Source organism: Mycoavidus cysteinexigens, assembly GCF_003966915.1.
In the GTDB taxonomy this organism is placed as follows: Bacteria; Pseudomonadota; Gammaproteobacteria; order Burkholderiales; family Burkholderiaceae; genus Mycoavidus; species Mycoavidus cysteinexigens.
Map to the genome: position 1 here is coordinate 803,785 of NZ_AP018150.1, position 24,231 is coordinate 828,015.

Genomic DNA, 24,231 nt, shown 5'->3' on the forward strand with positions numbered 1-24,231 from the left:
ATATAGCCACGCGCATGATAAACCCACCGCAATTTATGCTTGAGGAGCCGTTGAGCTGAAGTTACTTTGCAGATAATTTTGTAGGCCAAGCTTACCGACAAGCTCCAGTTGCGTTTCAAGCCAATCAATATGTTCTTCAGTATCATTAAGAATTGACACAAAAATCTCACGCGACACGAAATCTCGTACAGATTCGCAGTAAGCAATCGCCTCTTTACAAGTTGTTTGAGAGATACATTCAAGTTTCAAATCGCACTGCAGAATCTCTTGTGTATCTTCGCCCACTAATAATTTGTGCAGATCTTGCAGGTTGGGCAATCCATCCAACATAAAAATACGTTCGATGAGCAGATCGGCATGTTTCATTTCGCCAATCGATTCTTGGTATTCATGCTGTCCCAACTTATCCAACCCCCAATGTTTATACATGCGGGCATGCAAAAAATACTGATTAATTGCGGTCAACTCATTTTTGAGTTGAGCATTGAGATAGTCGAGGACTTTTTTATCGCCTTGCATAATGAGACTCCGTTATTTGAGTGGGTGGCCGCCGTTCGTCGGAGATGTATCCGAATGAGGGCGTGACATGCTTCTATCGACCCAAGCCATCACCCCGGCTGAAAGTAAGAAAGAAAGATGGATTAAGATTTGAGACATAACCGTATGTGTATCGCGCTGACCTGCATCAATAAAAGTTTTTAGCAGGTGAATTGACGAAATGCTAATCAGCGCCATGGCTAACTTAACTTTTAAGACGCCAGCGTTAACATGATCGAGCCACTCCGGTTCATCTGGATGGTGTTCCAGACCGAGTCGAGAGACAAAAGTTTCGTAGCCGCCAATGATGACCATGATTAATAAATTAGAGATCATGACTACATCGATTAAGCTGAGTACGGCAAGCATAACCGCCGTCTCATTAAGCGTGCGTGTGTGGCTGACGAGATGCCATACCTCAACCAAGAAGAGGTACACATAGACACCTTGTGCAACAATCAGCCCGAGATATAGAGGGAGTTGTAACCAGCGGCTAAAGAAAATCAGCGCGGGCAAAGGTTTGAGCGACGGTGTATGAGAACTTTTATGCGATGGGTCGGCAGTGGACATGAGTAAAAGTTTGCGAAAAAATGAACAAGAAGCAATGGCTTACGAGCTACAACAGCAGCGTAGCTTCACCAACATTAGTATTGTACCTCTGATCATCGCTCACTAGATTTTATTGGCCATTTCGCATAGATTAAGCGGTATGGGTCGATTTCTCACAACGCTGAGTTTTGATCTTTGCTATAATGCGCGGCTTGTCGGAGAGATGGATGAGTGGTTTAAGTCGCCCGCCTGGAAAGCGTGTATAGGTTAATAGCCTATCGGGGGTTCGAATCCCCCTCTCTCCGCCAGTTATAGTGCAAACGTCGCCAAGCTTTAACAAAAAATACAAGTATTTAAAAGGGTTGGCGAGGTTTTTGTTGCAAATAATGCCCAGGTTTAGCAAGAGGCAGTCCGTGCAAATTGTGGGTAACTTTCAGATATTGTTACCCACAGCTGTGAAAAAATTACCCGCACGGAGCCACTATGGCGCTCACAGATATTCTGATTCGCAATACAAAACCGACCACAAAACCTCTTAAGCTCACAGGTGATGGCGGGTTGCTTTTACTCGTCCAGCCGAATGCTTCCCGTTGGTGGCGGCTATGGTATCGCTTTGCTGGTAAAGAGAAAATGCTGTCTTTAGGCACTTATCCTACAGTGTGAGTTTTTCACCCTCTGGTAAATACCTGGCGGCAGGAGATGAGGATGGCATAGTTAAAGTTTGGAGAGTTGAAGATGGAGAAGTCAGGAACACATCAGAAAGGCATGCTCTTGAGGTCAGTAATGTAATTTTTTCACCAGATGGCAAATCTTTGGCGTCAAGAGGTCAGGATAATGTAGTGAGGCTGTGGAGCATGGAAAATGGAAAAGCGTTACACCCGCTAAGGCATAGTAATACAATTTTAAGCGTGAGCTTTTCTCCAAATGGGGATGTTCTGGCGTCTGGTAGTGAAGATAAGACTGTAAAGCTGTGGAATGTAGAAAGTAAAGAAATTTTACATACATTCGATGCGCACAATGATGTTGTGCGCAGTGTGAGTTTTTCCTCTAATGGAAAATTTTTGGCGTCGGCCAGTCATGATAGAACGGCAAGGTTATGGAGAGTAGCCGATTGGAAAGAGCTGTATACGCTCAAGAATCATAATCAAGTAAGAAGTGTTCATTTTTCTCCAGATGAGGATTTTTTGGCATCGGTGGATCAGCATGGAATAATGATGTTATGGTCTGTAAAAACGGGTAAATGCGAAAGAAAGTTAGAGGATTTTTTTGGATGGATTGATTCAATAGCTTGGCAAGATTTTTCAAAAGGTCGCATCAAAGTAGGCGGTAGTAAAGGCGGTGCAGTCCAAGTTTGGAATGTGAAATTCAAAGAGAACAGTTGCACAACTATGCTGAATTGGACTTCATATCAAAATGAATTGACTTTACTCGATATTAGTATCGACAACGTACTAAATGCAATAGCATAAATAGGTTATCTAAATAAAAAAACGAGGAACTCTAGCCAAGCGAATAAATCCGTTTGGAATTCAGAAAATAGCGAATGAAGCAATACAGTTAATCCAGTGTTCTTTCACGTAAATGGGCAACCTTGCCTGACCATAGTAGACACAAGATTCGAAGCAAGCGCCACGATCTTTACCGTACCTAAAACAGCATAGGGAACCCAGTGAAAGGTCCGAGCATTATCTACGGGGTCGCACAAGCGCCCCAACGGCTGCCGAGAGAGGGATCGATTCACTGGGTAAACTTTGTTCAAAGAACTGCCGGTAGGGCTGGTTCGTCTTACAAAGACTGTAGGCTACGCGCGCCATTTTAGCTGCGACAGCGGTTAGCGCCTTACGTCGCACATCTGCATCATCTGGAGCAGATTGAATATATCGTTCATATTTATCGCGAAATGAATTCTCACGCATCCGCACGGCACCCACGCCAGCGAGCCAGAATGCGAGCCGCAACCTGGCATTACCTCGTTTAGAGAGTCGCTCTTTGCCACGATAGCTACCGGATTGCTGTTTAGCCAGATCAAAGCCACAATATTTTAAAAATTGGCGATGATGGCTGAACCGGCGCACATCGCCCGCTTCGGCGAGGATGGTTAAGGCAATGATGGGGCCAACGCCAGGTAGTGTTTGTAAATATTCGAATTCAGGCCGTCCACCAAGAGCTTGGGTTGCACGAGCTTCAAGCTCATTACGCAGCTGATTGAGTTGTTGATAACGTGTTAGGGTTACCCGAAACATCTCAACTGCAAGGCAATCCGGCGCATGGGGCAGTGCCGTAGTCGCCCCCGCCATTTCCCACATTTCCTCCAGTTTGGCTTGTTTGTTGACCTTCCGTCCAACGACATCCCATGCTGCGAGCACGAAAGCCTTTTTTGAGAGAGCTCGGACGTGTCTAGGGGTGGGGAATTGGAGCAAGAAACGAATAAACCACTCGTTGCGTGTACATGCCCAATATCGGTGCATTTCGGGAAAATATAAAGGTAATCCGTGATTAATTAATGCATGTTGGACTTTGGTCCGTGCTTTGGACACCTGGTAATAGGTCTTTGCGAGTTCTTGCAAATCATGCGTTCCGGCAACCATGGGGTCCACGTATCGCTGAAAGGCGTCTCGTCGGAGCATTTCAAGGATCACCGCCGCATCTTTGGGATCATTCTTATCCCATGAATTGAACATTGCCTCTCGATAACGCGCTTGAGCGACTGAATTGATACTGACCACCTCAAAACCCGCGCTAAGCAGCCGATGCGCTAGGGAACGATGGTAATCGCCGGTTGGCTCCAGTCCGATGCGGACTGGGCCAGATAGAGATTGTAAATGTTGAATCAGTCGGTCAAAGTCTGCCGCTGTGTTGGCCATCTTGAATCGCTGCCGCTTGCCTGTACTATTCTCAATCAGAACATAATTCCAGTAGCGTGCGATATCAATCGCGACTAAGTTTCGGGTTGGCGTACCCTGTATCGAGTCAGTCATTTCGGGTTTCTCCTTCTGTTAACGGATAAACTGAAGATGGAAGTGTCTCTTGGCTTAAGCCAAGAGACACTTCCCTTTCTGATGACTAACATTCTGCATGTACTATGGGGCTTTAAGTCCGATGAATACGCACCTGCTTTTAGAAAAGCAAAAGGCTCTTGAAATTTTTCGAATAAATTGGTTGTAAGCACTCCATGATCCTCCGGTAATCCCCCGAAACAGAAGTTTGACTTTGCAGCTTAGCCTTCTATTTTTAACTTCCATTAAAAATGGGGGGATTACCGTGCCATTGCCAGCAGGTGTTAGTGTTAAAGGCGTTGACTTCGGCAATTTCAGCAAGCGAAATGCTGGCGGGTTCTCGGTCAAACTCGGGAATCCAGATAGAAACCAAAATAGCGGGATCATTTTCAGAGTTTCTGATATTGCCCATGCCGTCATAATTTTGAGCCGATAGGTTTTATTCAGTGAAAGCTGAATTTTTATCCGATAGTAAATCATTCAGATATAGGTTAAATACTAAATATTAGAAAGGGGTAGCCAGCATGTCGCCGATTAATCCAAGCCAAAATACTCAACCTTCCTTAACTTCATCTTTTTCGAATAAACGAGCAGGACCTGATTCAATGCATGAGGCTTATGACGCAGAGATGCAATCTGTCACACAAACTAGCATAGGCTTAGTCAGTATCCCAATTCATGGTTCGCATAATGAGACCACAGTGCATTACCATGGAACAGGTTTAGACCTGAAGCTTTTAGAAACTCTAATACGTCATCAGAACTGCGCCTTGCGCCCTAATACTGCTCCCCTGGCTAATTTGGGTGAGAGCATTGAAACGATGCGAAAGAATTATTTATCGGTTCTACAAGTTGACGAAACCATAAGAGATGCACTGAGTCTTTATGTTGGACCTGAAGGTAAGATGGTGGGCAGCGGCGAATCGGGTAAACGTTTTGATTTAAATAGCAAATTCAATACATTTTTAGAGTCGGATAAAAAAGTCTTTTTATTGCTCGGTGAGGCCGGCTCAGGAAAATCGACGTTTAATCGCTCTTTAGCCCGCGATTTATGGAAAAAATATGAGCAGGCGGATAGGAAAGAGGATGAGCGTATTCCTGTTTTTATCCCGCTGACAACGCTAGAAGACCCGAATAAAAATCTTTTGACTGAATATTTTACTGAGGAAGGGTTTTCAAAAGAGCAAATCCAACAGCTACGTCAAAATCGGCGGTTTATTTTTATTCTCGATGGCTATGATGAGATCAAACATCGTCAACGGGCTTTTTATGCGGATAATAAACTCGAGAAGTGGGATGCTAAAGTGATTATCAGTAGTCGTCCGGAATATTTAGGGCCGAGTTATCAAAGCAAGTTTTATCCGTCCGGTCAAGCCAGGGTATTTGAAGAATGTGAGCTAGCGCCCTTTTCTAAGTCCGCTATTAAAGGCTATGTAGAAAGCCATGTTAGACATGCTCAAGCCCCCAAATGGAGTGCGGAACAGTATGAAAGCGCTTTATCGCATCCAGACTTACAAGCGCTGATAGGCAATCCATTTTTACTTAAGATTGTGCTAGACGTGTTGCCTTCGTTGGGTTCAAAAGAAGGCGCGTCTAATCGAAATTCGTATACTCGAGGTGCGCTCTATGAGCAGTTTGCGAAGAACTGGTTTGCCCGCTCGCAGAGCCGGTTACAAGGGATTCAGCTCACTAAAGAAGAGCAAAAAACCTTTAACCGCTTAGCCGAAGAGGATTTTGTAGAGCATGGGATTCATTTTAGCCAGGAATTTGCGCTTGCGTTGTATGAAAAGCAGGTTTTGGTTGCGACATATTCGACCGGTAAAGCCAGCGAGGGGCAAGATTGGAGTCGTTTTTTAAGTAATGATTACGAAAAGACGCGTCTCTTACGGTTTAATGCGCCGTTATCGAGGCAAGGAGACCAATACCAGTTTATCCATAAATCGTTGCGGGACTATTTCGTGGCGCGTGAGATGTGGGAAGAGCTGGAAGAGTCGGCAGGAGGGGACGCAGGCGAACCCTTGAATGGGATGAAGAATGTCCAGTCCCTCTGGAAAGCGCTAAATGACTCGGATCGGGTGGATCCGAAAGGATTATTGAAGCGCTTCAATCTGGTGGAGGATGCAGCGATTCAGCAGTTTTTGGTGGAGCGAGTACAACAGAACAGAGCACTGGTGAAACTGCTGCTGGCATGGATCCAGGCCTCAAAGCAGACAGACTCTGTGAGTCAGGGGGCGGCGAATGCGATCACGATTCTGGTCAAGGCAGGGATCCAGTTGAATGGGCTGGATTTAAAGGGGATCCGGATCCCTGGAGCGGATCTGAGTTTTGGGGTATTGGATTCAGCGCAATTGCAGGGATCGGATTTAAGCGGAGTGAAGCTTCACTCCAGCTGGCTCCGTGAGGCGAATTTAAGCGGCGCGCAGATGGCTGGGGTGCAGTTTGGTGAATGGGCGTATATACAAGAGGAGAGCGCGGCCACTTCCTGCGCGTATTCACCGGATGGGAAAACCTGTGCGATGGGCCTTGGAAACGGCAAGATCCGCCTCTATGACACCTCAAGCTGGGCAAAAATCCACACCTTAGAAGGCCATACTAATGCTGTTAATAGCGTGGTGTATTCGCCGAGCGGCTTGCAGATTGCCTCGGGGAGTAATGATGAGACGGTGCGTCTGTGGGACGCGCACAGCGGCGAGGCGGTTCACACCTTAGAGGGCCATACTAATGCTGTTAATAGCGTGGTGTATTCGCCGAGCGGCTTGCAGATTGCCTCGGGGAGTAATGACGAGACGGTGCGTCTGTGGGACGCGCACAGCGGCGAGGCGGTTCACACCTTAGAAGGCCATGCTAATGCTGTTAATAGCGTGGTGTATTCGCCGAGCGGCTCGCAGATTGCCTCGGGGAGTTGGGACTATACGGTGCGTCTGTGGGACGCGCGCAGCGGCGCGGCGGTTCACACCTTAGAAGGCCATACTAATGCTGTTAATAGCGTGGTGTATTCGCCGAGCGGCACGCAGATTGCCTCGGGGAGTTGGGACTATACGGTGCGTCTGTGGGACGCGCGCAGCGGCGCGGCGGGACACACCTTAGAAGGCCATACCGACGGGGTTAATAGCGTGGTGTATTCGCCGAGCGGCACGCAGATTGCCTCGGGGAGTGGTGACGAGACGGTGCGTCTGTGGAACGCGCACAGCGGCGCGGCGGGACACACCTTAGAAGGCCATACCGACGGGGTTAATAGCGTGGTGTATTCGCCGAGCGGCACGCAGATTGCCTCGGGCAGTTATGACCATACGGTGCGTCTGTGGGACGCGCACAGCGGCGCGGCGGGACACACCTTAGGAGGCCATACAGGCTCCGTTAATAGCGTGGTGTATTCGCCGAGCGGCACGCAGATTGCCTCGGGGAGTTGGGACTATACGGTGCGTCTGTGGGACGCGCGCAGCGGCGCGGCGGGACACACCTTAGAAGGCCATACAGACTCTGTTAAGAGCGTGGTGTATTCGCCGAGCGGCACGCAGATTGCCTCGGGGAGTGAGGACAAGTCGGTGCGTCTGTGGGACGCGCAGAGCGGAGCGGCGGTTCACACCTTAGAAGGCCATACAAACTTTGTTAATAGCGTGGTGTATTCGCCGAGCGGCACGCAGATTGCCTCGGGGAGTTTTGACAAGACGGTGCGTCTGTGGGACGCGCACAGCGGAGCGGCGGTTCACACCTTAGAAGGCCATACAGATTCTGTTAATAGCGTGGTGTATTCGCCGAGCGGCACGCAGATTGCCTCGGGGAGTGATGACAAGACGGTGCGTCTGTGGGACGTGCACAGCGGAGCGGCGGTTCACACCTTAGAAGGCCATACAGACTCTGTTAATAGCGTGATGTATTCGCCGAGCGGCACGCAGATTGTTTCGGGCAGTTATGACCATACGGTGCGTCTGTGGGACGCGCACAGCGGAGCGGCGGTTCACACTTTAGAAGGCCATACAGGCTCTGTTTGGAGCGTGGTGTATTCGCCGAGCGGCACGCAGATTGCCTCGGGGTCGGGGGGTTATGACAAGACGGTGCGTCTGTGGGAGGTGTCCTCGGGAGTGTGTCTGCGCGTGATTCATGAATTTAGGTGGTACGTGTATAGTGTAGCCTGGACGGAGCGTGATGGACACCAGTATTTGGTGAGTGGCAGTGGAGACAGGTCGGTGCGCCAGTGGGAGCTGCAAAAAGAAGCGGAAGGCTATAAGTTGAAACTGAACTGGAGCTCGGGGCATGGAGCATTGAGTGTAGCAGATATGTTGCTTGAAGGCGTAGAAGGCTTAAGCGAGATGAATGGGCGGCTTTTGAGGCAGCGAGGCGCGTTAGAAAGTAGAGGAAGAAGAGCGGTAGGTGAGTGATTTGAAAGGATGCAAAGCTGTGATAGGGAGGGAAACGCGAGGTTCGCTAGATCAGATGCTGGCTAAGAGGTTTATTGGCTCAGGACGTGTGTGGATGCTGTTTGAGCAGAGCGTGAAGCTGTGGCAGGTCGACAAATTTTTTTGCAACGCCTTTTTCTATCTGAAATATCCATCTATTTTTCTTGGATAGAAGCGTCTCATTGTTTTGCCTGACAGGACGCAGGTCAGTTCGGCAGTGGCAGGTGATAGAGCAGGGGGATGAAGTTCAGGTAAGTTTGAGCTGGATATCCCACATCGGGAGCAGAGTAAAGGGTACGTTACGCGAAGGGGTGCGAGGCTTAAGCATGTTAAATGCGGTACTTTTAAGCAGCGAAGGGGCGGATCAAAATATGATAACTTTGATATAAAAATACGGATGCCGGATAACCTCAGCGCAGCAATCTACTACAGCTATCCGGCTATACCTCTTTTTCTCAATTCAGAAACCAACGATTATAGCGCTCGACAATCGAACCATAATTATCTAGCCAATATAAAGCACTGCTGGGGATGCCTTTGCTGAAGTTCTCTGGATACACTGCCAGGAATTTAGCGTGTTCTTTCTTGATATAGTCAAAAGCGCTTGGCTGGGTCGGCGAAATTCCGTGTGGGGCAAGCAGCGCCTGCCGTTTCGGGTCGGTCGCAAAGCGGATAAATTCTCGGCATGCATCAGCGTTGGGGGTACCTTTCAGGATGGTCCAGTTATCGTATCCGTAAACATGTTGATCCCAAGAAAACGCCACGGGCGCGCCAGATTTAATGGCTCCTAGCGCGGCGGTTAAAAAAACTGGCATGACGTCTACTTCACGAACTTTTAAGAGATGCTCAGCTTCTGGGGTACTTTGCCACCAGACAGAAATATGCGGCTTGATTCTGTCGAGGCTGCGAAATGCACGGTCTAGATCGCAAGGGTAGACTGCGCTTGGCGCTACGCCATCAGCCAACAAGGCTTGCTCTATGGTATCGAAAGGAACTTTGCGCAGGCCGCGGCGGCCGGGAAAATTCTCCGCATCCCAAAAGTCTTTCCAGTTTTGCGGCGGACGCTTTTGAAAAACGTCGGTTCGATATGTCAGTACTGTAGAGTAGACGTTCATCCCCACGCTATAAGGCGACATAAACTGAGGCATGATAGTTGAAACAATAGGATCATGCTCTAGCCCGTGCTTTTCCAAATAATTTTGCTGGCTGAGGATCGGAATCGCCCGATTTCCGAGGCAGGCCATGTGCCAATTGTAATTGCCGGTATCGACCATAGACCTAATTTCTGCGATGGGTTCCGCATTTGATGGGATGCCGACCATCTCGATACCGAATTTTTCTTGGAAAGGTTTGAAAAGTAATTCTGTGGCGGCATAATGCCATTCACCGCCCGAGGTGCGGATGACAATTCTTTGCGCGGCTTTTTTCTGTGCGATCTTTTTAGAATTTATGATAATAAGTGGTGCGCAGACTGCTGCTGCACCTAATGCAGCTATTTTCTTGATGGTCTTGCGGCGGCTAGAGCCATGCGGTGGATTATTGTCATTCATATGAGGCCCCTGATGTTGTGGTTAGACTGCTGTTCTCAACCAAAGGTTGGCGCGTAAATATAGGTAAATGCGCACTGATTAATCTGAGTAATTGAAGGATCGGTGGCAAAAGTGTTTTGCCGCGCCTGACGATAAGAGCTAAGCTAGCCGCTTTAAACATGGGGTGGTCGATCTCAAGCGCAACCAGCTCTCCAGATTTAATTTCTTCAGATGCCGAGAAGGCTGACATAAATACGGCGCCTGCATCGGTACAAGCAAATTTTTTACGAGCTGTGGTCGAGTTGCTAATAAACACCGGGGGCTGGAGTTCGAGTTTTTCTGCTTGGGCGACGGACTGCACCATCTGGCGTAACGCGCCCGTAGCCGGTAATGAAAGTGGGTAGCGGATGGCTTCTGCAAAGGTTACTTTGCGTTTGTTTGCGAGCGGATGGTTTTTATTCACCAACATATATAAGGGTAAAGGCACACGCGCAAAATAATTAATATTCGGGGCGTCTTGGTAAATACAAAGTATCCCTATATGGGAAATATCTTCGAGAATCTGATTGATGATTTTATTGGTTTCGAAATTTTCTTCGATATGTAGGTGAATATCAGGGTATTGAGACTGGAAATTGTTGAATACACTCATAAGCGTACCCACAAAAGTAGGGTGTATCGCAAGGTGGATGTTACCCTGGCGCATATTGTGCAGCTCGTTTAAGCCCCTTTCTAATTCTACTTTTAAATCGCAGTTGTCGCGATAGTATTTGAGCAGTAGCTCTGCGGCCTCGGTGGGCACAACACCACGGGGCCGCCGCTCGAAGAGCTTGAAGCCAATCTCTTCTTCCAAGAGTCTAATTTGACGCGTAACCACCGACGAGTCCATATTCAAATTGTCCGCAGCCTCGCGAATTTTTCCGCACGTGCAGACTTCGTAAAAGTAACGTAAGCGCCGCTGATTAATATCTTGGATCATTTTTTACTTTCCTTCGGGCGTTATTTACATTACGAGAAAAATACAACGTACAGCCTTCTAGCAAGGAACAAGCATGGTGCTCAATGAATATGGCGCAGTGTCTTATATGAACGAGATTGGGCCACAGATGAATTTGCTAAATTTTAGCGGGGCAGTCGAATTGATTTTCCAAATTATTTTGAGCGTAAGTTCGCATCGCTAATCACCCCACAGAAAAATATGAAAATTGCATAATTTATGAGTAATTTCAAGGATTTTTAAGTATTGGCTATAAACTATTTATTATCCTTCAAGCATTCTGCTTTAAGGTAAATGAGGTGTTGGCCCTTACCCCTAAATATGTATTCTGGATTATATACTAGCACTACTTTTTCCTGCTCATCCGTTTTTTTGATCTTCGATAGTTTTGTGCTTTCTTCCTTTTACTGCAGCGGAGCTTTGAAAGTGGGTTGATTAGCTATTCTGGCGCCACAATTGCATTGATTACGATTACAAAATCCGTTATTTCGCTTACCGCCATTTAAGCTATGGTTCGATCAGTTGGTGTAGGTACGTCGGTCATCGCTGATTTCAAAAAGGTGGCCCATAAATTTGGGCAAGGGCTTTTTAAATCCTAAGTGCGTGGTTGAAAAGCCGCTATGCATAGCACGCGCAATCCTGAGCTTGAGCGCCAGCACTGGAAAACGCTCCGCATTATAAGTACCTCTAAACGGGGCTCAATGCGATACACGATCACTTGCTTTTGAGGCTAGAGGGAGCAATTGATTTGACTAAGATTGAGCGCGTGACTTCGTAAAACCATGCAGTCTTGCTAATCTTTCAGACCGCTTGATTTAAGCCCTTATATAGTTTTTGCTCAAGCTACAATGACCACGGTGCGAGTCTGCCGGCACACAAACTTTCAGACTGATTTGCAACTGTCACTGGGTTAGATAGCGTAATGTCTGGCGCAGCTTGCGCTGGCTGAAAGCAAATTTTTTAACCAGAGAAGAGGACGATCGTAATGAGGAAATACATCCGCTGGACAACTATGCTCGCTATTTTAGCCGGGGTGAATATATCTACCGCGTTTGCCGAGTCGTTATCGATTCCCATTTACGCGGTTGATGCAACGGGTACCGGTAAGTCATTAGGCAAGGTCCACGTCACAGAAAATCCGCATGGGCTGATTTTCACGCCTGAATTAGCGGGCCTGCCGCCTGGCATTCATGGTTTCCATATTCATGAAAACCCATCTTGCGCGCCTGGGATAGGGCCCAAAGGGCCGGCCGCTGGACTGGCGGCTGGAGGGCATTGGGATCCACAAAAAAACAAGCGGCACGCTGGCCCTTATAGTGATGATGGACATTTAGGCGATTTGCCTGCACTGTATGCTGGTGCAGATGGGCGCGCGACTTATCCGGTACTAGCTCCGCGCCTGAAAGCGCTCAAAGAAATACGCGGGCGCGCGCTAACGGTCCATCTGGATGGCGATAATCATAGCGACAACCCTGCGCCCTTAGGCGGTGGCGGCGCTCGTCTGGCGTGCGGTGTGATACCTGGCGCGTCTTAAATCAACCCATTTCATGATGGTAACGTGTCACGCGGTCAACTTCATCTTTTGACCCAAGGAAAACTGCGACTCGTTCGTGTAATTGGGTTGGCATAAGCTCGAGAATGCGCTGCTGGCCATTGGTCGCAGCGCCATGCGCTTGTTCCACAATAAATGCGATCGGGTTCGCCTCATACATGAGACGTAGCCTACCCGGTTTAGTGGGATCCCGTTGGTCCGCTGGATACATAAAAATGCCGCCACGATTCAAAATACGATGCACGTCGGCCACCATAGAAGCAACCCAACGCATATTAAAATCTTGTTTGCGCTCTCCGTCTTTACCCATCAGCAGTTCGTTGATATAGCGTTGCACCGGTGGATGCCAATGCCGCGCATTTGAGGCATTGATCGCATATTCATGAGTGGCGTGCGGGATTCGCATATTACTCTGCGTTAGCACCCATGATCCCAGCTCTCGATCCAGCGTAAAACAATGTACGCCATGACCCGTGGTGAGTACAAACACAGTTTGCGGACCATACACCGCATACCCTGCGGCAACCTGTTGTGTCCCCGCTTGCAAGAACGATTGCTCATCCGGTGTTCGAGTCTTATCCGTGTGACGTAAGACCGAGAAAATTGTGCCAATTGACACATTCACATCGATGTTGGACGAACCATCAAGCGGATCAAACAGCAGTAAGTATTCGCCTTTAGGATAGCGGTGTGGAATCAGATGAATTTGCTCAAGTTCTTCGGATGCCATGGCGGCGAGATTACCGCCCCATTCATTGGCTTCGAGCAAGATGTCATTGGATACCACATCGAGCTTTTTTTGCACTTCGCCTTGCACATTTTCGCTGCCAGCACTGCCTAAGAAATTGCCCAGCGCGCCTTTGCCGACATTATGACTGATCATTTTGCAGGCACGCGCTACGACTTCAATTAAGAGTCGTAAATCGGCTGGGAGGCTATTGTGTTGGCGTTGTTGTTCAATTAGATATTGAGTAAGCGTAATTCGGCCCTGCATCGGGTGACTCCCAAAAAGCGTCTAAATCGCCGCGATATTACCAGTTTCGCCATCAGCGCCCTAACTTTATTTGACGCTGCGGCGGCGTAGTCGATCCGCGCAACCAATAATAATCGCCACGAAAAAAAACAAACAGGTTGAAACTGCGGCAATCGTGGGCGACACATTTAATGTAATTTCGTCCCAAAATTGCTTAGGTAGCGTGGCGCTAAGCCCGCCGGTTACGAAAAGAGCGATCGTCAATTCGTCAAATGAAGTTGCAAAGGCGAACAAAAATGCTGACGCCAGGCCCGCCGATAGAATCGGGAAAGTAATATAACGCAAGGTTTTTAAACGGCTAGCGCCCAAGCTTTGTGCTGCCGTATCGAGCTGAACATCATAGTTTTTAAGTACCGCCATGATGGTGATAACAACGTAAGGCAAGGCGATCGTGGTGTGGCCAAGCACTAAACCAAACATCGAGCCAACCAGGCCTAGCTTAGCAAAAAGATAGAAGAACCCAATCGCTAGAATCATTCTGGGTACGATCATGGGTGTTAAAATAAAACCTAGCAACGCCACTTTCCAACGGAAGTTTGAGCGCGCGAGTAAAAAAGCCGCGGGCGTGCCAATCAGCATCGATAAAAATCCGGTGCTAATGCCGATTAAGATCGAACGTAGCGCAGCATGGCTCCAATTAGGGGATTCAAAGACGGCCTCATACCATTGCAGTGAAAAACCCCGCGGCGGCCAATCGATGGCGCGGCTCTCAGTAAAAGAAATTGGAATCATTACCAGAATCGGAGCAATCAAGAACGCTAACATCGCGATTGCGACAATCCGCAGCACCCATCCTTGCTTTTCCGGCTGAGGGCGTTTTTTCGCTGACTTTTTAAGCCGAATTCGATCACTCCAAGAGAACGCGAGGCGCCAGAGGCTACCCAGGCCATCGAAAATATCGGCTAAGCGTTCTAGCACCCAATAGCCAGCGCTTCGTAATTGCATATGGGCGTGCCCAGGCGCGCGCTGGGCCGCCGTCGCTTTTTCTCCGGCTAAGCTCGAGAGCCCTATCAGCCGGCTATATAAGACAAAAACCGCTAATACGGCAACCAGCAACAACATTGAAACCGCGCCGGCAAAGCCCCAATTCAGCGTGCTCTGAATTTGGTCCATGATAATTTGCGTCATCATGATTTCTTTGCGTCCGCCCAACAAGGCGGGGGTGATGAAAAAGCCGATTGAGGTCACAAATACCATCAGCGCAGCCGCCGCTACCCCCGGCAAAGAGAGCGGAAAATAAATCGTCCAAAATGCTCGCGCCGGTTTTGCGCCTAGCGTCAATGAGGCGCGCGGCAAGGTGCGGTCAATATTTTTCATGACGGACAGCATGGTCAAAATGGCCAAAGGCATCATGGCATGAATCATGCCTGTGAGAACCGCTGGAAAGTGATACAGTAAATTGAGCGGCGCCTCTGTCATACCAGTTCGGGTCAGTATTTGATTGACCATGCCATTGCGGCCTAAGAGCACCATCCAACCAAAAGTACGCACCAGAAAGCTCGTCCAAAATGGCAAAAGAACCCAAAATAGTAAGGAGCTCTTGAATTTTGACGGAGCAAACGTAATCAGATAGGCAACCGGATAACCCCCCACCACGGCAAATAGAGTCGTATAGGCTGCCGTTTTAAAGGTGATGGCCAATACTTGCAGATAAACTGGTGACAAAAAGAGGCGACCGTAATGCGCCAGCCCTAATTTCCCTTCAGGTTGAAAACTGAGACCCAGCAACTGGGCGATGGGAAGCGCCAAGGTCAGCAGCAAATAAAAGATGATGGGCGCGCCGAGATAAAATTTTGGATCGCATAGTCCTCTTAAGAGTAAGCGCCAAGACCGTACTAGGCGCGCTCTTTCATTGGTTAAGGCCGGCCCGCTCAACTCTGTTTGCCTCATTTGATTTTAATCCCATGCGGTTCTTGTGGAATCGCTACAGCGTCTGCGGCATTCCAGGTCAGGGTCAGCTTCTCGCCATGTCGGCGCGGCGAACAATGCCCTTGAGTCAATTCCGCGATAACGAGTTGGGTTCCTCCGGGGACGGATAAGTAAGATTTGCTGGTAGCGCCCGTGACCACGAAATCAGTCAAAGTCGCTTCGATTCGGTTGTGATTTAAGTCATCATTTACGCTCACCTGTAAGTGTTGCGGTCTAATCATGACTTCGATGTGGTTGCCGGGAGAGAGGGGTTTGCCATTAGACTTGGCAATGCCACTGCCAGGCATCCCATCTAAGGTGAAATGCACGGTTTCACCCTCCACGTGTTTGACGCGGGCCGGCAATAAATTGGATTCCCCAATAAAATCCGCCACAAAAGCTGTTTGTGGACAAAAATACAGCTCTATCGGCGTACCTAATTGCTCAATTTTGCCTCCATTCATCAAGCAGATGCGATCGGACATGGTCATCGCCTCTTCTTGATCATGCGTCACGTAAAGGATGGTTGTGCCCAGTTCGCGATGGATGCGTTTAATCTCCAGTTGCATTTGGTTGCGTAATTTTTTATCCAATGCGCCAAGCGGCTCATCCATCAAAATAATCGATGGGCGATATACCATGCAGCGGGCCAGTGCGATGCGTTGTTGTTGACCACCCGACAATTCACGTGGAAAACGGTGGGCTACATGAGGTAGTTCAACCAGCTCAAGGACGCGCATAACGGATTGCTTAATTTCGCGCGCGCTGATCTTGCGCATTTTGAGGGGAAAGGCAATATTCTCAGCCACCGTCATGTGCGGGAACAACGCATAGTTTTGAAAAACCACGCCAATATCTCTTTCATAGGGCGGCTTATGGGTGACATCCACCCCGCCAATATGAATACTGCCTTCATCGGGCTGCAAGAGCCCCGCAATCAAGCTCAGCAGAGTTGTTTTACCTGAACCGGAAGGACCCAGTAAGGTTAAAAATTCCGCTTCCGATACGGCCAGATCCGTCGGTGCTAATGCGATGACAGTGTCGTATTGCTTCCCCAGCTGATTAGTTTGTAATAATTTTGATGGTTCGGACATTAGAAAATTTGGTCAAAATGCGAGGGTTAATTTTTACCGTATAAAGGCCGGCCCAAAAGTCAGTTTTTCAGTCCCTTTTCGTCCACAGGTCTCCTCGCTATTATGCATTACCAATGCCAGTATAATAAATTATTGAGCCAGTAGACTGATCTGACATCAAAAAACACAACCGCCCAGCGCGCATTCACAGGCTGGGCGGTGAGCAGGGGGTAGGCAGAGAGCCTGGCTCTTATGCTGCAGCAGAGGTATTTTTTAGAAAGCTGTAACGAGTCGACGTCCCAGCTTGCAATTTGGCGTATTCATCAAAAACCGCCTCGAGCATTTTGCTGGTGAGTTTAAGCGTAGTTTCCATCACGTTAGTGATGTCATCTAAATCGTCCTGCGTATTACAAGTGCGTTGAATAATTTTTTTAATTTCATCAAAATGTTCCTCATCGATACTAGAATGAGCAATGAAAAATGTTAGTTGGGAATCTTCCAACTTAAGCGTGCTGCGCAATTTCTCGATCAGAGGATTAATATAATGATAACAATTTTCCGCCCAATAACTGTAACCCAAGCGCCTTAAAGGATTGCCGTTGGCGGCGACCCAATACAGATACGCAATCAGAGTTTCCGTTTCTGGCAAGGGTTTGGGAATCACTGTATCGTGCGTAATGACATCAATGCTTCTAAGGTCGTGCAAAGCCATTTTTTCGTGGCCGACTTCTTCAGCGGCGTGCTCGAAACAGAATTTAGTATAGACTGGGCTAGGATTTTCTCGGACCCCAACTAATGCCTGGTTACGCGCGTTATGCGCTGTGTAATGGAACGTCTCGATCATATAAATGGCATAGAGGGTTTTATCTATATCGCCATGCAGAATCGCTTGCGTAAAGCGCGATTCCGCTAATATAGCTTGCCACATGACTTCGAGCTGGTCATCTAAACTTTTAAAAAAATCATTAAAATTGAGCATGAATATTTCCTTGCGGGTTATGTTTAAAGTCTAAAAAAGAAAGGTCCGCGGCTAACGGATGGGGTGGTGTAGTTAATTCTGGTATGAGGTAACCCTCTGGTATAGAGCAGCCTGGCCCCATTGCAATTTCATTCCAATTACCGGCCATAAACCAATATTTGCCATGATTCCTTTCCGGCAACGTTAAGTATTCGCTAGAGAGGGGCTTCATGCCAAAGCGCTGAAAAAGCCTGCGTTGTGGTGCTTTGCACATGGCTAAAAATCCTGAGTATTGATTTTTTAAACTGAAAAGCGCTACGCAAGCGAGAAGGCGAATAGAAAACGCAGAAACTTCATGGTTATGTGAGGTAATTAAGCGACTTAATTCAATATAATCAGAAAAAGGACTCAAGGAGAGGGTAGCGCCGGCCATCGCCATTTCCAGCTCAAAAGGAGCCGGAGTCGCCCGGATACAGCCCACTAACTCGCCATCCTTAGTGACCCAAAAATGATGACTTCTTTGGTCAAGTTGAAATTGCTCTTCACATTTTATCTGTAATTCATTAAATAAATAATGTTGCTCTCTTAGCAAATATTGATTATTGCGATATTGTCGAATTTCATCCATTGGAGCTTGTGCATAGCTGGCGCTATGGATATCGAAACTGCTCTTTTGAGAAAAAACATAATCTAAGAAATTGATTAATTTTTGAATTCCAACGTCTAGCTCCATACCACCACCATTTAATTATGCAATATTAAGTTAAATAAGAAATCATCATACACAGCATGTTGGGAATAAAGTATAAAAAAGCGAATGAGTATCTTGTTCCCCGAAACGTCATATTAGTGGGTTAATTCATAAAAAGAGGGATTAATCTAAAAGACAAATTAACTGTTGATTTTGAGTGAATAGTTTTTTGGATAGTCTGGTCAAACGGTGGAATTAAAGGGGGGGCTTAAGCACAGATCAATAATCTTCGTTAATTGCCTTTTTAATTCGTGATTTCCTCAGGCGGTTGACGGCGGCGTACAACAATGAATTTCACAAGAGATGATTGAACGAGCGGTAAGAGCGAGTGGCGGGCTTGTGAAATGCTAAAAAATACTTTTGATAAGTCACAATCGACTGTGCCTGATGTGCCGAGCTCTAGTCGTTTGCCGTTGGGAAAGGGTGAGTTTGAGCCTGAGGTTGTGCGGCGGCGATCGTACCCTATAGGGGAAGCGTTCGATGTGCTGACGCATTCCGGGACAAGCCAAAAATCGAGCACGAACCGGCCTAAGGCGAGTCGAATCGATAAAACTAACGATGCTTTATCGATTGAGGAAAACGGCGAGGAATTGAGGTCGCTTGGCGCTTCACCTCAGTATAAAGTCCATGCTGAGCGAGAGCTGCCTAGCTTAAATCCTGACACAATGCGCAAGCTGGTCAAGCAGCATAGAGGAGCCCAAGCGGCAAAAACTTGGGCTAATCAGCTTGATGGCGCTATTCAGGGCACCTCTTTCGGTGAGTTTGTGCGTAGTCAATTCAACCAGCATTTAAGTCTGGATGAGGCGCAAGAATTTGGCGCTATGGTCAAGCAAATATTACGGGATAAGTCGGCTCCTGATGCGACTAAGCAGTTGGTTACTGTACCACTGTTGCGCGTCCTGGCCCAGGTGACTAATGGCGATCCCGATTTAGCTATAGAGGTGCTGGTGCGGCTTGGGCGTCCGCTCGATATTGGCATGCATGAATCCGCATCAGGAGAGACGCAGATTGACCAGTATGCTTGGCGCTGCGCGCAGCAACTGGCCTATGAGCGAGGTCCAGCATTAAACGCCTTACTCAAGCTACAGGGAATCGATCCGGCTCAAGCGGCTCAAGCGACTTTGAGTAAGGCAACTAGACTGACTGTCTATCTGCAAGCAGCGCATAAATTACACATACTGGAGAAAGCGCTTGATCTTGAAGCTGGAGCTAGTGTTGGAATAAACGCTAAAGCTAAACTAAAAGAAAAGCCTGAAGCTAAGCAAGCTCTGGCGGCGTTGAAAGTGGCTTGCTTGGCTGACCTCACGGCAAAATCCTGTACTGATAAGACATTAAATTTAGCTGCATTGGAAAAAAATAATACTCTAAAACCTGATGAGATTGCTGCGTATTGGACTTGGGTGCAAGGTTTTGAGGAAAACCAGTTGGGCTCATTACTGGATAAAGTCAATTCCCGCTTATTAAAAGCTGGAAAAGCCTGGGTTGCGCGTGGTCAGGCGCGCGCAGTGCTGCAAAATAAGATTGATCAAGCGCCAAACTGGAGTTTTGCGCGTTTGCTAGCTAGAGCTGAACTCTTCCTTGATGACGTGCCGCGCGCGTTTAATCAGAAAAAAACACCTTACCGGACGACCGAGCCTGCGGTTGATGACGAACTACAAGTTATTTATGGCGAAACCCTCCTCATTGTACATAGTGAGCTTTGCTCTTATGGTGAAGAGTTACTCAAGGGGGCACGCAATGCAGAGGAGTTGGCTGAGACGGCATTCACTATAGCTAAGATTAAACAACGGATAGAGTTGCATGCGCCAAAGCAACACGAAGCCACTCATATAGGGTCTATGGATAATATAGAAGCTCTATTAAAGTTAGCGAGAAAACAGCTTGATTCACAACCTGAACTTGAGGATAAAGCAGTTAAAAAAGCTTTAGAGCTGTTGGACCAAAAGAAAGAGGAGGAAATCAAAGCATTAAAGAATTCCGACTCCAGTGCCTCGACATATGGGCTATTCAGCTGCGATGAGCTCGAGGGCATTGCAGATCAATTTTTCTTAGGCGCAAAGGCATCTGAGACAGAGGACGGGCGGCAATCACGCAAAGTTATGCTGGCTTTATTAAAACAAGCCAAGCAGCAAGCCATGCTGCTTAATCCTATGCCGCTGCATGAAATTAATCCAGAGACGCTACAAGCCTTTCAACTGAACTACATTAATCAAACTAACGGCAGTCGCTTTGAGGAATTTGATGGTGGCCGGGTCGGCTTAGGTTTAGGCGTGGTGTTAAAAACGCATGGAGCAGCGTCGGTTGGCTTGTTTGCGAGAAGGACTTATGGTGCAGAAGCGGCGCATGCGATGAGTTTAAATGATGCTGGATTGCAACTTGAATTCGGCAAAAGACAACGCAAAACGCTAGCTGTCAGGGGTAACGCGTTTTTCGGGAAACGTTTCAACCTGGGTTTAACCAAACTGATATTCGGCGGTGGGTTTACTGCGGGCATGAATTATCAAACGGGTGAGGCAGAACATGCGACGTTGCATGCACTGAAATCTGCGGGCGCGCAAGGCGATGATAAAGCGTGGCGCGACACTGCGGAAAAGATGGTTAAAAACTACTGGAGCGCAATAGAATCCGCGCAGAGTGATTCGGAAAACCAGCAGCAGGCTTTTTTAAACGTACTGGCCAGAGCGAATTTTGATGATCCTAATATTCTATTGGGGAATCGGAATAGGAGTAATACGCAGGTTGATTTATTTATGACGGCTAGCTTAGGCGCCTACGTGGCACTCAATCCGCAGAGTGACTCGCCCACCAGCATTGGCTTAGCCGGGGAATTGACGGCCAAAGCCACACCTTATAGCGTGGGCCGGGAGACTCTGACAAACGATGTTGCGCAAGGCCAACAAAAGCGCGCGGGCCAGGCCAGCGCTATTTTGGTGGATACCTCGGGACGCCTTTTGCCGGGAGTAGGCATTCCAGTCGAAACGGATGCTATTAAGGAGGTTGGACTCGGTGGGGGCCTTACTCGTTTGCGGCGGATACATCAGAAACTGAATACTAAAAAGACTGTAGCGGAACAAGGGCGCCATGGCACTTTACACATTATGCATAACCCTCAAGGAATTGTGCCAAAGCTTACTGTTATTGACGAAACCTTTGCAAACAGCAGCCATTTTAAGGAAATGCTAGGTCAGGATTCGCGCTGGAGTCATTTATACGAAGCAAGGCTGGACAATTTTATCGCTGCCACGCCAAATGAAAAGGAAGCCAAACCAATTTTTGGCGTACGTTGGCAGTTAAAGGACGATCAAGATTTAATTGATAAGATTAATGGCTACACGCATGAAATGACGCAACTGTACAAGGTAGCGCAGCAGACCGTGGATAAAGCAGAAAAGCGCACAATTAAAGAGCGTATTGACGAGTTGCAAAGCCGGGTCGATGGGCTTTTTGCCGATCCTGCTTCATGGGAACTCTATGGCCTTTTTAAAGCGCGAGAAGCAAAACAAGGTTCTTCAGAAGGTTGGAAATATATAGGATGGGCAACGCATGAACACGAACGGACCTCGGTAAGTGATGTTGAGTGGCTGCTGTCCTCTAAGCTAGACAAAGGGAAAAAGAAGCTAGAGAGGGCAATAAATTAGGCGAATTGATGATTCAGTGCAAGATGATTTTCTATCGTCTCTGTGTATGGTGGGAGCGGGTCAAGCAAAGCAACTATGGCGGCGCCGATATCGGCCTCTCCGGGATCAGAACTTTTCGTGAGCTTGTGGGCAAGGTCTAGTGGCGTTTCGTCCCTAGAGTTTTTGAGTAGTTTCGCTTTGAAGTGGAGCAAAGTGGTTATCGCTGTTAGGTTTTGCTTACTCACGGCGATATGCAGTGCGGTCTGCCCAAATTTACCTTTTACGTTTATATCTGTTTCTAATGCGAGATCGACTTCTTTTTCTGGCGGGGTGAGCAAAGCGAGTATTAGGTTAAGATTTTCGTGATCGATGGCTAGCGAGAAAGGGGTTTGTCCTTGATGGTCTTTAATGCCATTGGCGCCCCCTTTTTTACGCAAATATTGAACGTCTGCATCGTCTTTTTGGGCCATAACAAAGATATGCAGTGCGGTTTGGCCGCGTTGGGAGGTGACTGTATTCACCTTTGCCCCATTTTTGATTAATGCTGTGACTATAACTTGCGCTTCATCGGAATCGTTGATTAGCATAATTTCGAGAGCAATTTGTAAAGGCGAGTAACCGCTTCTTTTTTCTAACTCATTAACATCAGCGCCTTCTCGCAAGAATCGATATAGTTGGGCAATCTGACTAGCCCTGGCAGCATTATGCATGGTTTGATTTTTACGATACTCCCTTACAGACATCGTCTGAATTTGGCTCGCAGATGCTGCTCTTATAGAAGTTTGCTGCGCATTAAGGGGTTCTTCTCGGTTTTGACTGAAAAAAGTCAAAGAACTAATGCGCATAAATTTCCTCTTTTATCCAGACGTTAAATTACTTATTTCACTTCCGCAATCAACTCAATTTCAACGCAAGCGCCCAGCGGCAATTGGATCACGCCAGCGGCGGAACGCGCATGCTTGCCGCTGGCGCCAAACACGCTGACAAAAAGTTCCGAAGCGCCATTGGTGACCCTATGTTGCTCGGTGTAATCAGGGGTTGAGTTGACCAAACTAAATAGTTTAACGATTCGGCTCACTTGGTTGAGATCTCCGGTGTGCGCATGCAAAGTTGCGATTAGGTCAATCGCAATTGAGCGGGCGGCCAAGCATGCCATATCGGTGGTCATGTTTTCGCCTAGTTTACCAATCCATGGCTGCCCGTCTTTTTTAGCGATATGGCCGGAAAGATAGACGAGTTTGCCGCTTTGCATACTCATTGAATACGCGGCAACCGGCGCAGCAGCGGTGGGTAATTCAATGCCAAGTTCATCTAATTTTTTATAAATAGACATAATTTTCTTTAATTGTGGACAATTTTTTGAGGGGTGAGGCTACTTGGCGGCAGCGCTGCAATTCGCGTACGGCTGCTCAGCGTAAGCATGACAACCACGGCCGCGGCAAAAATCCAAGTGTCTGGCCCGACGCGCTCGCCAAAAAAGCAGGCGGAAAAAGCTAGGGTGAAAAATACTTGTAGCTGTTGCACTTGGCTAACACGCGCGATACCCCCTAAAGCGAGACCTGCGTACCAGATAAAAAGACCTATAAACTGCGAAAAAAATGCAGCATATCCAAAAGCCAGCCAAGATTTAAGCGCAATTGGACCCGTATGGAGCCAAGCCAGCCAAATCACGGGTAGGGTTAGAAACGGAGCGGCGATAACCAGTGCCCAGCAAATCACGCGCCAGCCTCCCATTTGTTTGGCGAGGCGGCCGCCTTCCGTATAACCTAGCCCGCCAAAAGCCACCGCAATCAGCATAAAAATATCTCCGCTCATTAACGTGCCGCCGCCGGCGCGGATGGCGTATGTAAGAATGAGTGCGCTACCCCCGATTGAGCATAGCCAAAATGTGCGCGAGGGTTTTTCACGCGCGAAGAAAACCGCATACACGGCGACGCATAAGGGCTGTAAGCCATTTACAATCGCGCCGTGCGAGGCGGGCAGAGTCCGCATGGCCCAAGCGGTGCATACCGGAAATACGATAATTGCGCCTAACGCAACAATCGCCAGACCTTTGAATTGCTGTTTGGTTGGCCAGCGTTCACGACGCCAGGCAAGTAAGAGGGCGGCAGGTATGGCCGCCGCGAGTGAACGCCCAAGTCCATTCAGTAGGGGATGGATGTCTTGAATTGCGATGCGTGTCATCGGTAGGGTTAGACTAAAGATAATCACGCTTAGCAAGCCAAGCAACATGCCCTGAGTTTCACGTGGATTCATTGTAGAGTGCTCCGCAGCGTTAGATTTGGCCAACGGCTCCAAAGTATTAATGATAGGAAAAGGGCGCTCGAACAGCAA

Annotated in this window: 19 protein-coding genes and 1 tRNA gene; 6 read left to right on the forward strand and 14 right to left on the reverse strand. The window is 47.9% G+C overall.

What is annotated here, in order from left to right:
• Positions 1-33: 33 nt before the first annotated feature.
• Together bfr and MCB1EB_RS03545 are read right to left on the reverse strand one after the other, a co-directional pair.
• On the reverse strand, positions 34-519 hold the full coding sequence (gene bfr, locus MCB1EB_RS03540; RefSeq protein ID WP_026920925.1) for a bacterioferritin: 486 nt from the start codon (positions 517-519) through the stop codon (positions 34-36).
• A gap of 12 nt (positions 520-531) precedes the next feature.
• On the reverse strand, positions 532-1,107 hold the full coding sequence (locus MCB1EB_RS03545) for a TIGR00645 family protein (RefSeq protein WP_045362946.1): 576 nt from the start codon (positions 1,105-1,107) through the stop codon (positions 532-534).
• 196 nt (positions 1,108-1,303) lie between these two features.
• Here MCB1EB_RS03545 and MCB1EB_RS03550 point away from each other — a divergent pair.
• From MCB1EB_RS03550 to MCB1EB_RS03560, 3 genes are all read left to right on the forward strand, one after another.
• Positions 1,304-1,394, forward strand: a tRNA-Ser gene (locus MCB1EB_RS03550).
• 175 nt (positions 1,395-1,569) lie between these two features.
• Entirely contained in the window at positions 1,570-1,749 is a 180-nt protein-coding gene (locus MCB1EB_RS03555; protein ID WP_045362943.1) for an Arm DNA-binding domain-containing protein, read from the forward strand.
• A complete protein-coding gene (locus tag MCB1EB_RS03560) occupies positions 1,746-2,555 on the forward strand; it encodes a WD40 repeat domain-containing protein (protein ID WP_126354051.1) in 810 nt (269 codons plus the stop codon). The genes MCB1EB_RS03555 and MCB1EB_RS03560 overlap by 4 nt, the downstream gene beginning before the upstream one ends.
• A 216-nt stretch (positions 2,556-2,771) precedes the next feature.
• Here the strand turns inward: MCB1EB_RS03560 and MCB1EB_RS03565 are convergent, their stop codons facing one another.
• Together MCB1EB_RS03565 and MCB1EB_RS11980 are read right to left on the reverse strand one after the other, a co-directional pair.
• On the reverse strand, positions 2,772-4,064 hold the full coding sequence (locus MCB1EB_RS03565) for an IS110 family RNA-guided transposase (protein ID WP_126353862.1): 1,293 nt from the start codon (positions 4,062-4,064) through the stop codon (positions 2,772-2,774).
• A gap of 253 nt (positions 4,065-4,317) precedes the next feature.
• The gene (locus tag MCB1EB_RS11980) at positions 4,318-4,494 is read right to left on the reverse strand and encodes a hypothetical protein (protein ID WP_161566171.1); all 177 of its coding nucleotides are present in this window, start codon (positions 4,492-4,494) and stop codon (positions 4,318-4,320) included.
• A gap of 112 nt (positions 4,495-4,606) precedes the next feature.
• Between MCB1EB_RS11980 and MCB1EB_RS03570 the strand changes: the two genes are divergently transcribed.
• Entirely contained in the window at positions 4,607-8,461 is a 3,855-nt protein-coding gene (locus MCB1EB_RS03570) for a WD40 domain-containing protein (protein ID WP_126353863.1), read from the forward strand.
• A gap of 473 nt (positions 8,462-8,934) precedes the next feature.
• Here MCB1EB_RS03570 and MCB1EB_RS03575 read toward each other — a convergent pair whose 3' ends face one another.
• Both MCB1EB_RS03575 and MCB1EB_RS03580 read right to left on the reverse strand, forming a co-directional pair.
• Positions 8,935-10,029: an ABC transporter substrate-binding protein gene (locus MCB1EB_RS03575; RefSeq protein WP_026920912.1), complete on the reverse strand. Its 1,095-nt coding sequence runs from the start codon at positions 10,027-10,029 to the stop codon at positions 8,935-8,937.
• Entirely contained in the window at positions 10,022-10,987 is a 966-nt protein-coding gene (locus MCB1EB_RS03580) for a LysR family transcriptional regulator (protein WP_052393762.1), read from the reverse strand. The genes MCB1EB_RS03575 and MCB1EB_RS03580 overlap by 8 nt, the downstream gene beginning before the upstream one ends.
• Positions 10,988-11,990: 1,003 nt before the next feature.
• On the opposite strand from MCB1EB_RS03580, the gene sodC reads away from it, so the two are divergent.
• Positions 11,991-12,539: a superoxide dismutase family protein gene (gene sodC / locus MCB1EB_RS03585; protein WP_081953492.1), complete on the forward strand. Its 549-nt coding sequence runs from the start codon at positions 11,991-11,993 to the stop codon at positions 12,537-12,539.
• 1 nt (position 12,540) lies between these two features.
• Here sodC and MCB1EB_RS03590 read toward each other — a convergent pair whose 3' ends face one another.
• The 5 genes from MCB1EB_RS03590 to MCB1EB_RS03610 form a co-directional block, all read right to left on the reverse strand.
• Positions 12,541-13,551: a class 1 fructose-bisphosphatase gene (locus MCB1EB_RS03590; RefSeq protein ID WP_045362933.1), complete on the reverse strand. Its 1,011-nt coding sequence runs from the start codon at positions 13,549-13,551 to the stop codon at positions 12,541-12,543.
• Positions 13,552-13,617: 66 nt separating this feature from the next.
• The gene (locus MCB1EB_RS03595) at positions 13,618-15,480 is read right to left on the reverse strand and encodes an ABC transporter permease subunit (protein ID WP_081953491.1); all 1,863 of its coding nucleotides are present in this window, start codon (positions 15,478-15,480) and stop codon (positions 13,618-13,620) included.
• Complete coding sequence (locus tag MCB1EB_RS03600) at positions 15,477-16,592, reverse strand: ABC transporter ATP-binding protein (RefSeq protein ID WP_045362931.1); 1,116 nt, start codon at positions 16,590-16,592, stop codon at positions 15,477-15,479. The genes MCB1EB_RS03595 and MCB1EB_RS03600 overlap by 4 nt, the downstream gene beginning before the upstream one ends.
• 229 nt (positions 16,593-16,821) lie before the next feature.
• Entirely contained in the window at positions 16,822-17,550 is a 729-nt protein-coding gene (locus MCB1EB_RS03605) for an iron-containing redox enzyme family protein (RefSeq protein ID WP_026920907.1), read from the reverse strand.
• A complete protein-coding gene (locus MCB1EB_RS03610) occupies positions 17,537-18,262 on the reverse strand; it encodes a GNAT family N-acetyltransferase (RefSeq protein WP_045362929.1) in 726 nt (241 codons plus the stop codon). Before MCB1EB_RS03610 ends, MCB1EB_RS03605 begins: the two co-directional genes overlap by 14 nt.
• 362 nt (positions 18,263-18,624) lie before the next feature.
• Between MCB1EB_RS03610 and MCB1EB_RS03615 the strand changes: the two genes are divergently transcribed.
• Positions 18,625-21,918 carry a hypothetical protein gene (locus MCB1EB_RS03615; RefSeq protein ID WP_045362927.1) on the forward strand — a complete coding sequence of 1,098 codons (3,294 nt, stop codon included), beginning with the start codon at positions 18,625-18,627 and terminating at the stop codon, positions 21,916-21,918.
• Here MCB1EB_RS03615 and MCB1EB_RS03620 read toward each other — a convergent pair.
• Genes MCB1EB_RS03620 through MCB1EB_RS03630 form a run of 3 tightly spaced genes read right to left on the reverse strand, consistent with a single transcriptional unit; the run spans position 21,915 to position 24,153 of the window.
• The gene (locus MCB1EB_RS03620; RefSeq protein WP_045362925.1) at positions 21,915-22,742 is read right to left on the reverse strand and encodes an ankyrin repeat domain-containing protein; all 828 of its coding nucleotides are present in this window, start codon (positions 22,740-22,742) and stop codon (positions 21,915-21,917) included. The genes MCB1EB_RS03615 and MCB1EB_RS03620 overlap by 4 nt on opposite strands.
• Positions 22,743-22,774: 32 nt before the next feature.
• Entirely contained in the window at positions 22,775-23,230 is a 456-nt protein-coding gene (locus tag MCB1EB_RS03625) for a RidA family protein (RefSeq protein WP_126353864.1), read from the reverse strand.
• An 8-nt stretch (positions 23,231-23,238) separates the two neighbouring features.
• Positions 23,239-24,153, reverse strand: a complete 915-nt coding sequence (locus MCB1EB_RS03630) for a DMT family transporter (protein WP_045362919.1) — start codon at positions 24,151-24,153, stop codon at positions 23,239-23,241.
• Positions 24,154-24,231 lie beyond the last annotated feature (78 nt).

What these genes read in the sequence shown, in the direction of transcription:
- bfr (WP_026920925.1), bottom strand. Translation starts at nt 519, where the DNA reads ATGCAAGGCGATAAAAAAGTCCTCGACTATCTCAATGCTCAACTCAAA.
- MCB1EB_RS03545 (WP_045362946.1), bottom strand. Translation starts at nt 1,107, where the DNA reads ATGTCCACTGCCGACCCATCGCATAAAAGTTCTCATACACCGTCGCTC.
- MCB1EB_RS03555 (WP_045362943.1), top strand. Translation starts at nt 1,570, where the DNA reads ATGGCGCTCACAGATATTCTGATTCGCAATACAAAACCGACCACAAAA.
- MCB1EB_RS03565 (WP_126353862.1), bottom strand. Translation starts at nt 4,064, where the DNA reads ATGACTGACTCGATACAGGGTACGCCAACCCGAAACTTAGTCGCGATT.
- MCB1EB_RS11980 (WP_161566171.1), bottom strand. Translation starts at nt 4,494, where the DNA reads ATGGGCAATATCAGAAACTCTGAAAATGATCCCGCTATTTTGGTTTCT.
- MCB1EB_RS03570 (WP_126353863.1), top strand. Translation starts at nt 4,607, where the DNA reads ATGTCGCCGATTAATCCAAGCCAAAATACTCAACCTTCCTTAACTTCA.
- MCB1EB_RS03575 (WP_026920912.1), bottom strand. Translation starts at nt 10,029, where the DNA reads ATGAATGACAATAATCCACCGCATGGCTCTAGCCGCCGCAAGACCATC.
- MCB1EB_RS03580 (WP_052393762.1), bottom strand. Translation starts at nt 10,987, where the DNA reads ATGATCCAAGATATTAATCAGCGGCGCTTACGTTACTTTTACGAAGTC.
- sodC (WP_081953492.1), top strand. Translation starts at nt 11,991, where the DNA reads ATGAGGAAATACATCCGCTGGACAACTATGCTCGCTATTTTAGCCGGG.
- MCB1EB_RS03590 (WP_045362933.1), bottom strand. Translation starts at nt 13,551, where the DNA reads ATGCAGGGCCGAATTACGCTTACTCAATATCTAATTGAACAACAACGC.
- MCB1EB_RS03595 (WP_081953491.1), bottom strand. Translation starts at nt 15,480, where the DNA reads ATGAGGCAAACAGAGTTGAGCGGGCCGGCCTTAACCAATGAAAGAGCG.
- MCB1EB_RS03600 (WP_045362931.1), bottom strand. Translation starts at nt 16,592, where the DNA reads ATGTCCGAACCATCAAAATTATTACAAACTAATCAGCTGGGGAAGCAA.
- MCB1EB_RS03605 (WP_026920907.1), bottom strand. Translation starts at nt 17,550, where the DNA reads ATGCTCAATTTTAATGATTTTTTTAAAAGTTTAGATGACCAGCTCGAA.
- MCB1EB_RS03610 (WP_045362929.1), bottom strand. Translation starts at nt 18,262, where the DNA reads ATGGAGCTAGACGTTGGAATTCAAAAATTAATCAATTTCTTAGATTAT.
- MCB1EB_RS03615 (WP_045362927.1), top strand. Translation starts at nt 18,625, where the DNA reads ATGCTAAAAAATACTTTTGATAAGTCACAATCGACTGTGCCTGATGTG.
- MCB1EB_RS03620 (WP_045362925.1), bottom strand. Translation starts at nt 22,742, where the DNA reads ATGCGCATTAGTTCTTTGACTTTTTTCAGTCAAAACCGAGAAGAACCC.
- MCB1EB_RS03625 (WP_126353864.1), bottom strand. Translation starts at nt 23,230, where the DNA reads ATGTCTATTTATAAAAAATTAGATGAACTTGGCATTGAATTACCCACC.
- MCB1EB_RS03630 (WP_045362919.1), bottom strand. Translation starts at nt 24,153, where the DNA reads ATGAATCCACGTGAAACTCAGGGCATGTTGCTTGGCTTGCTAAGCGTG.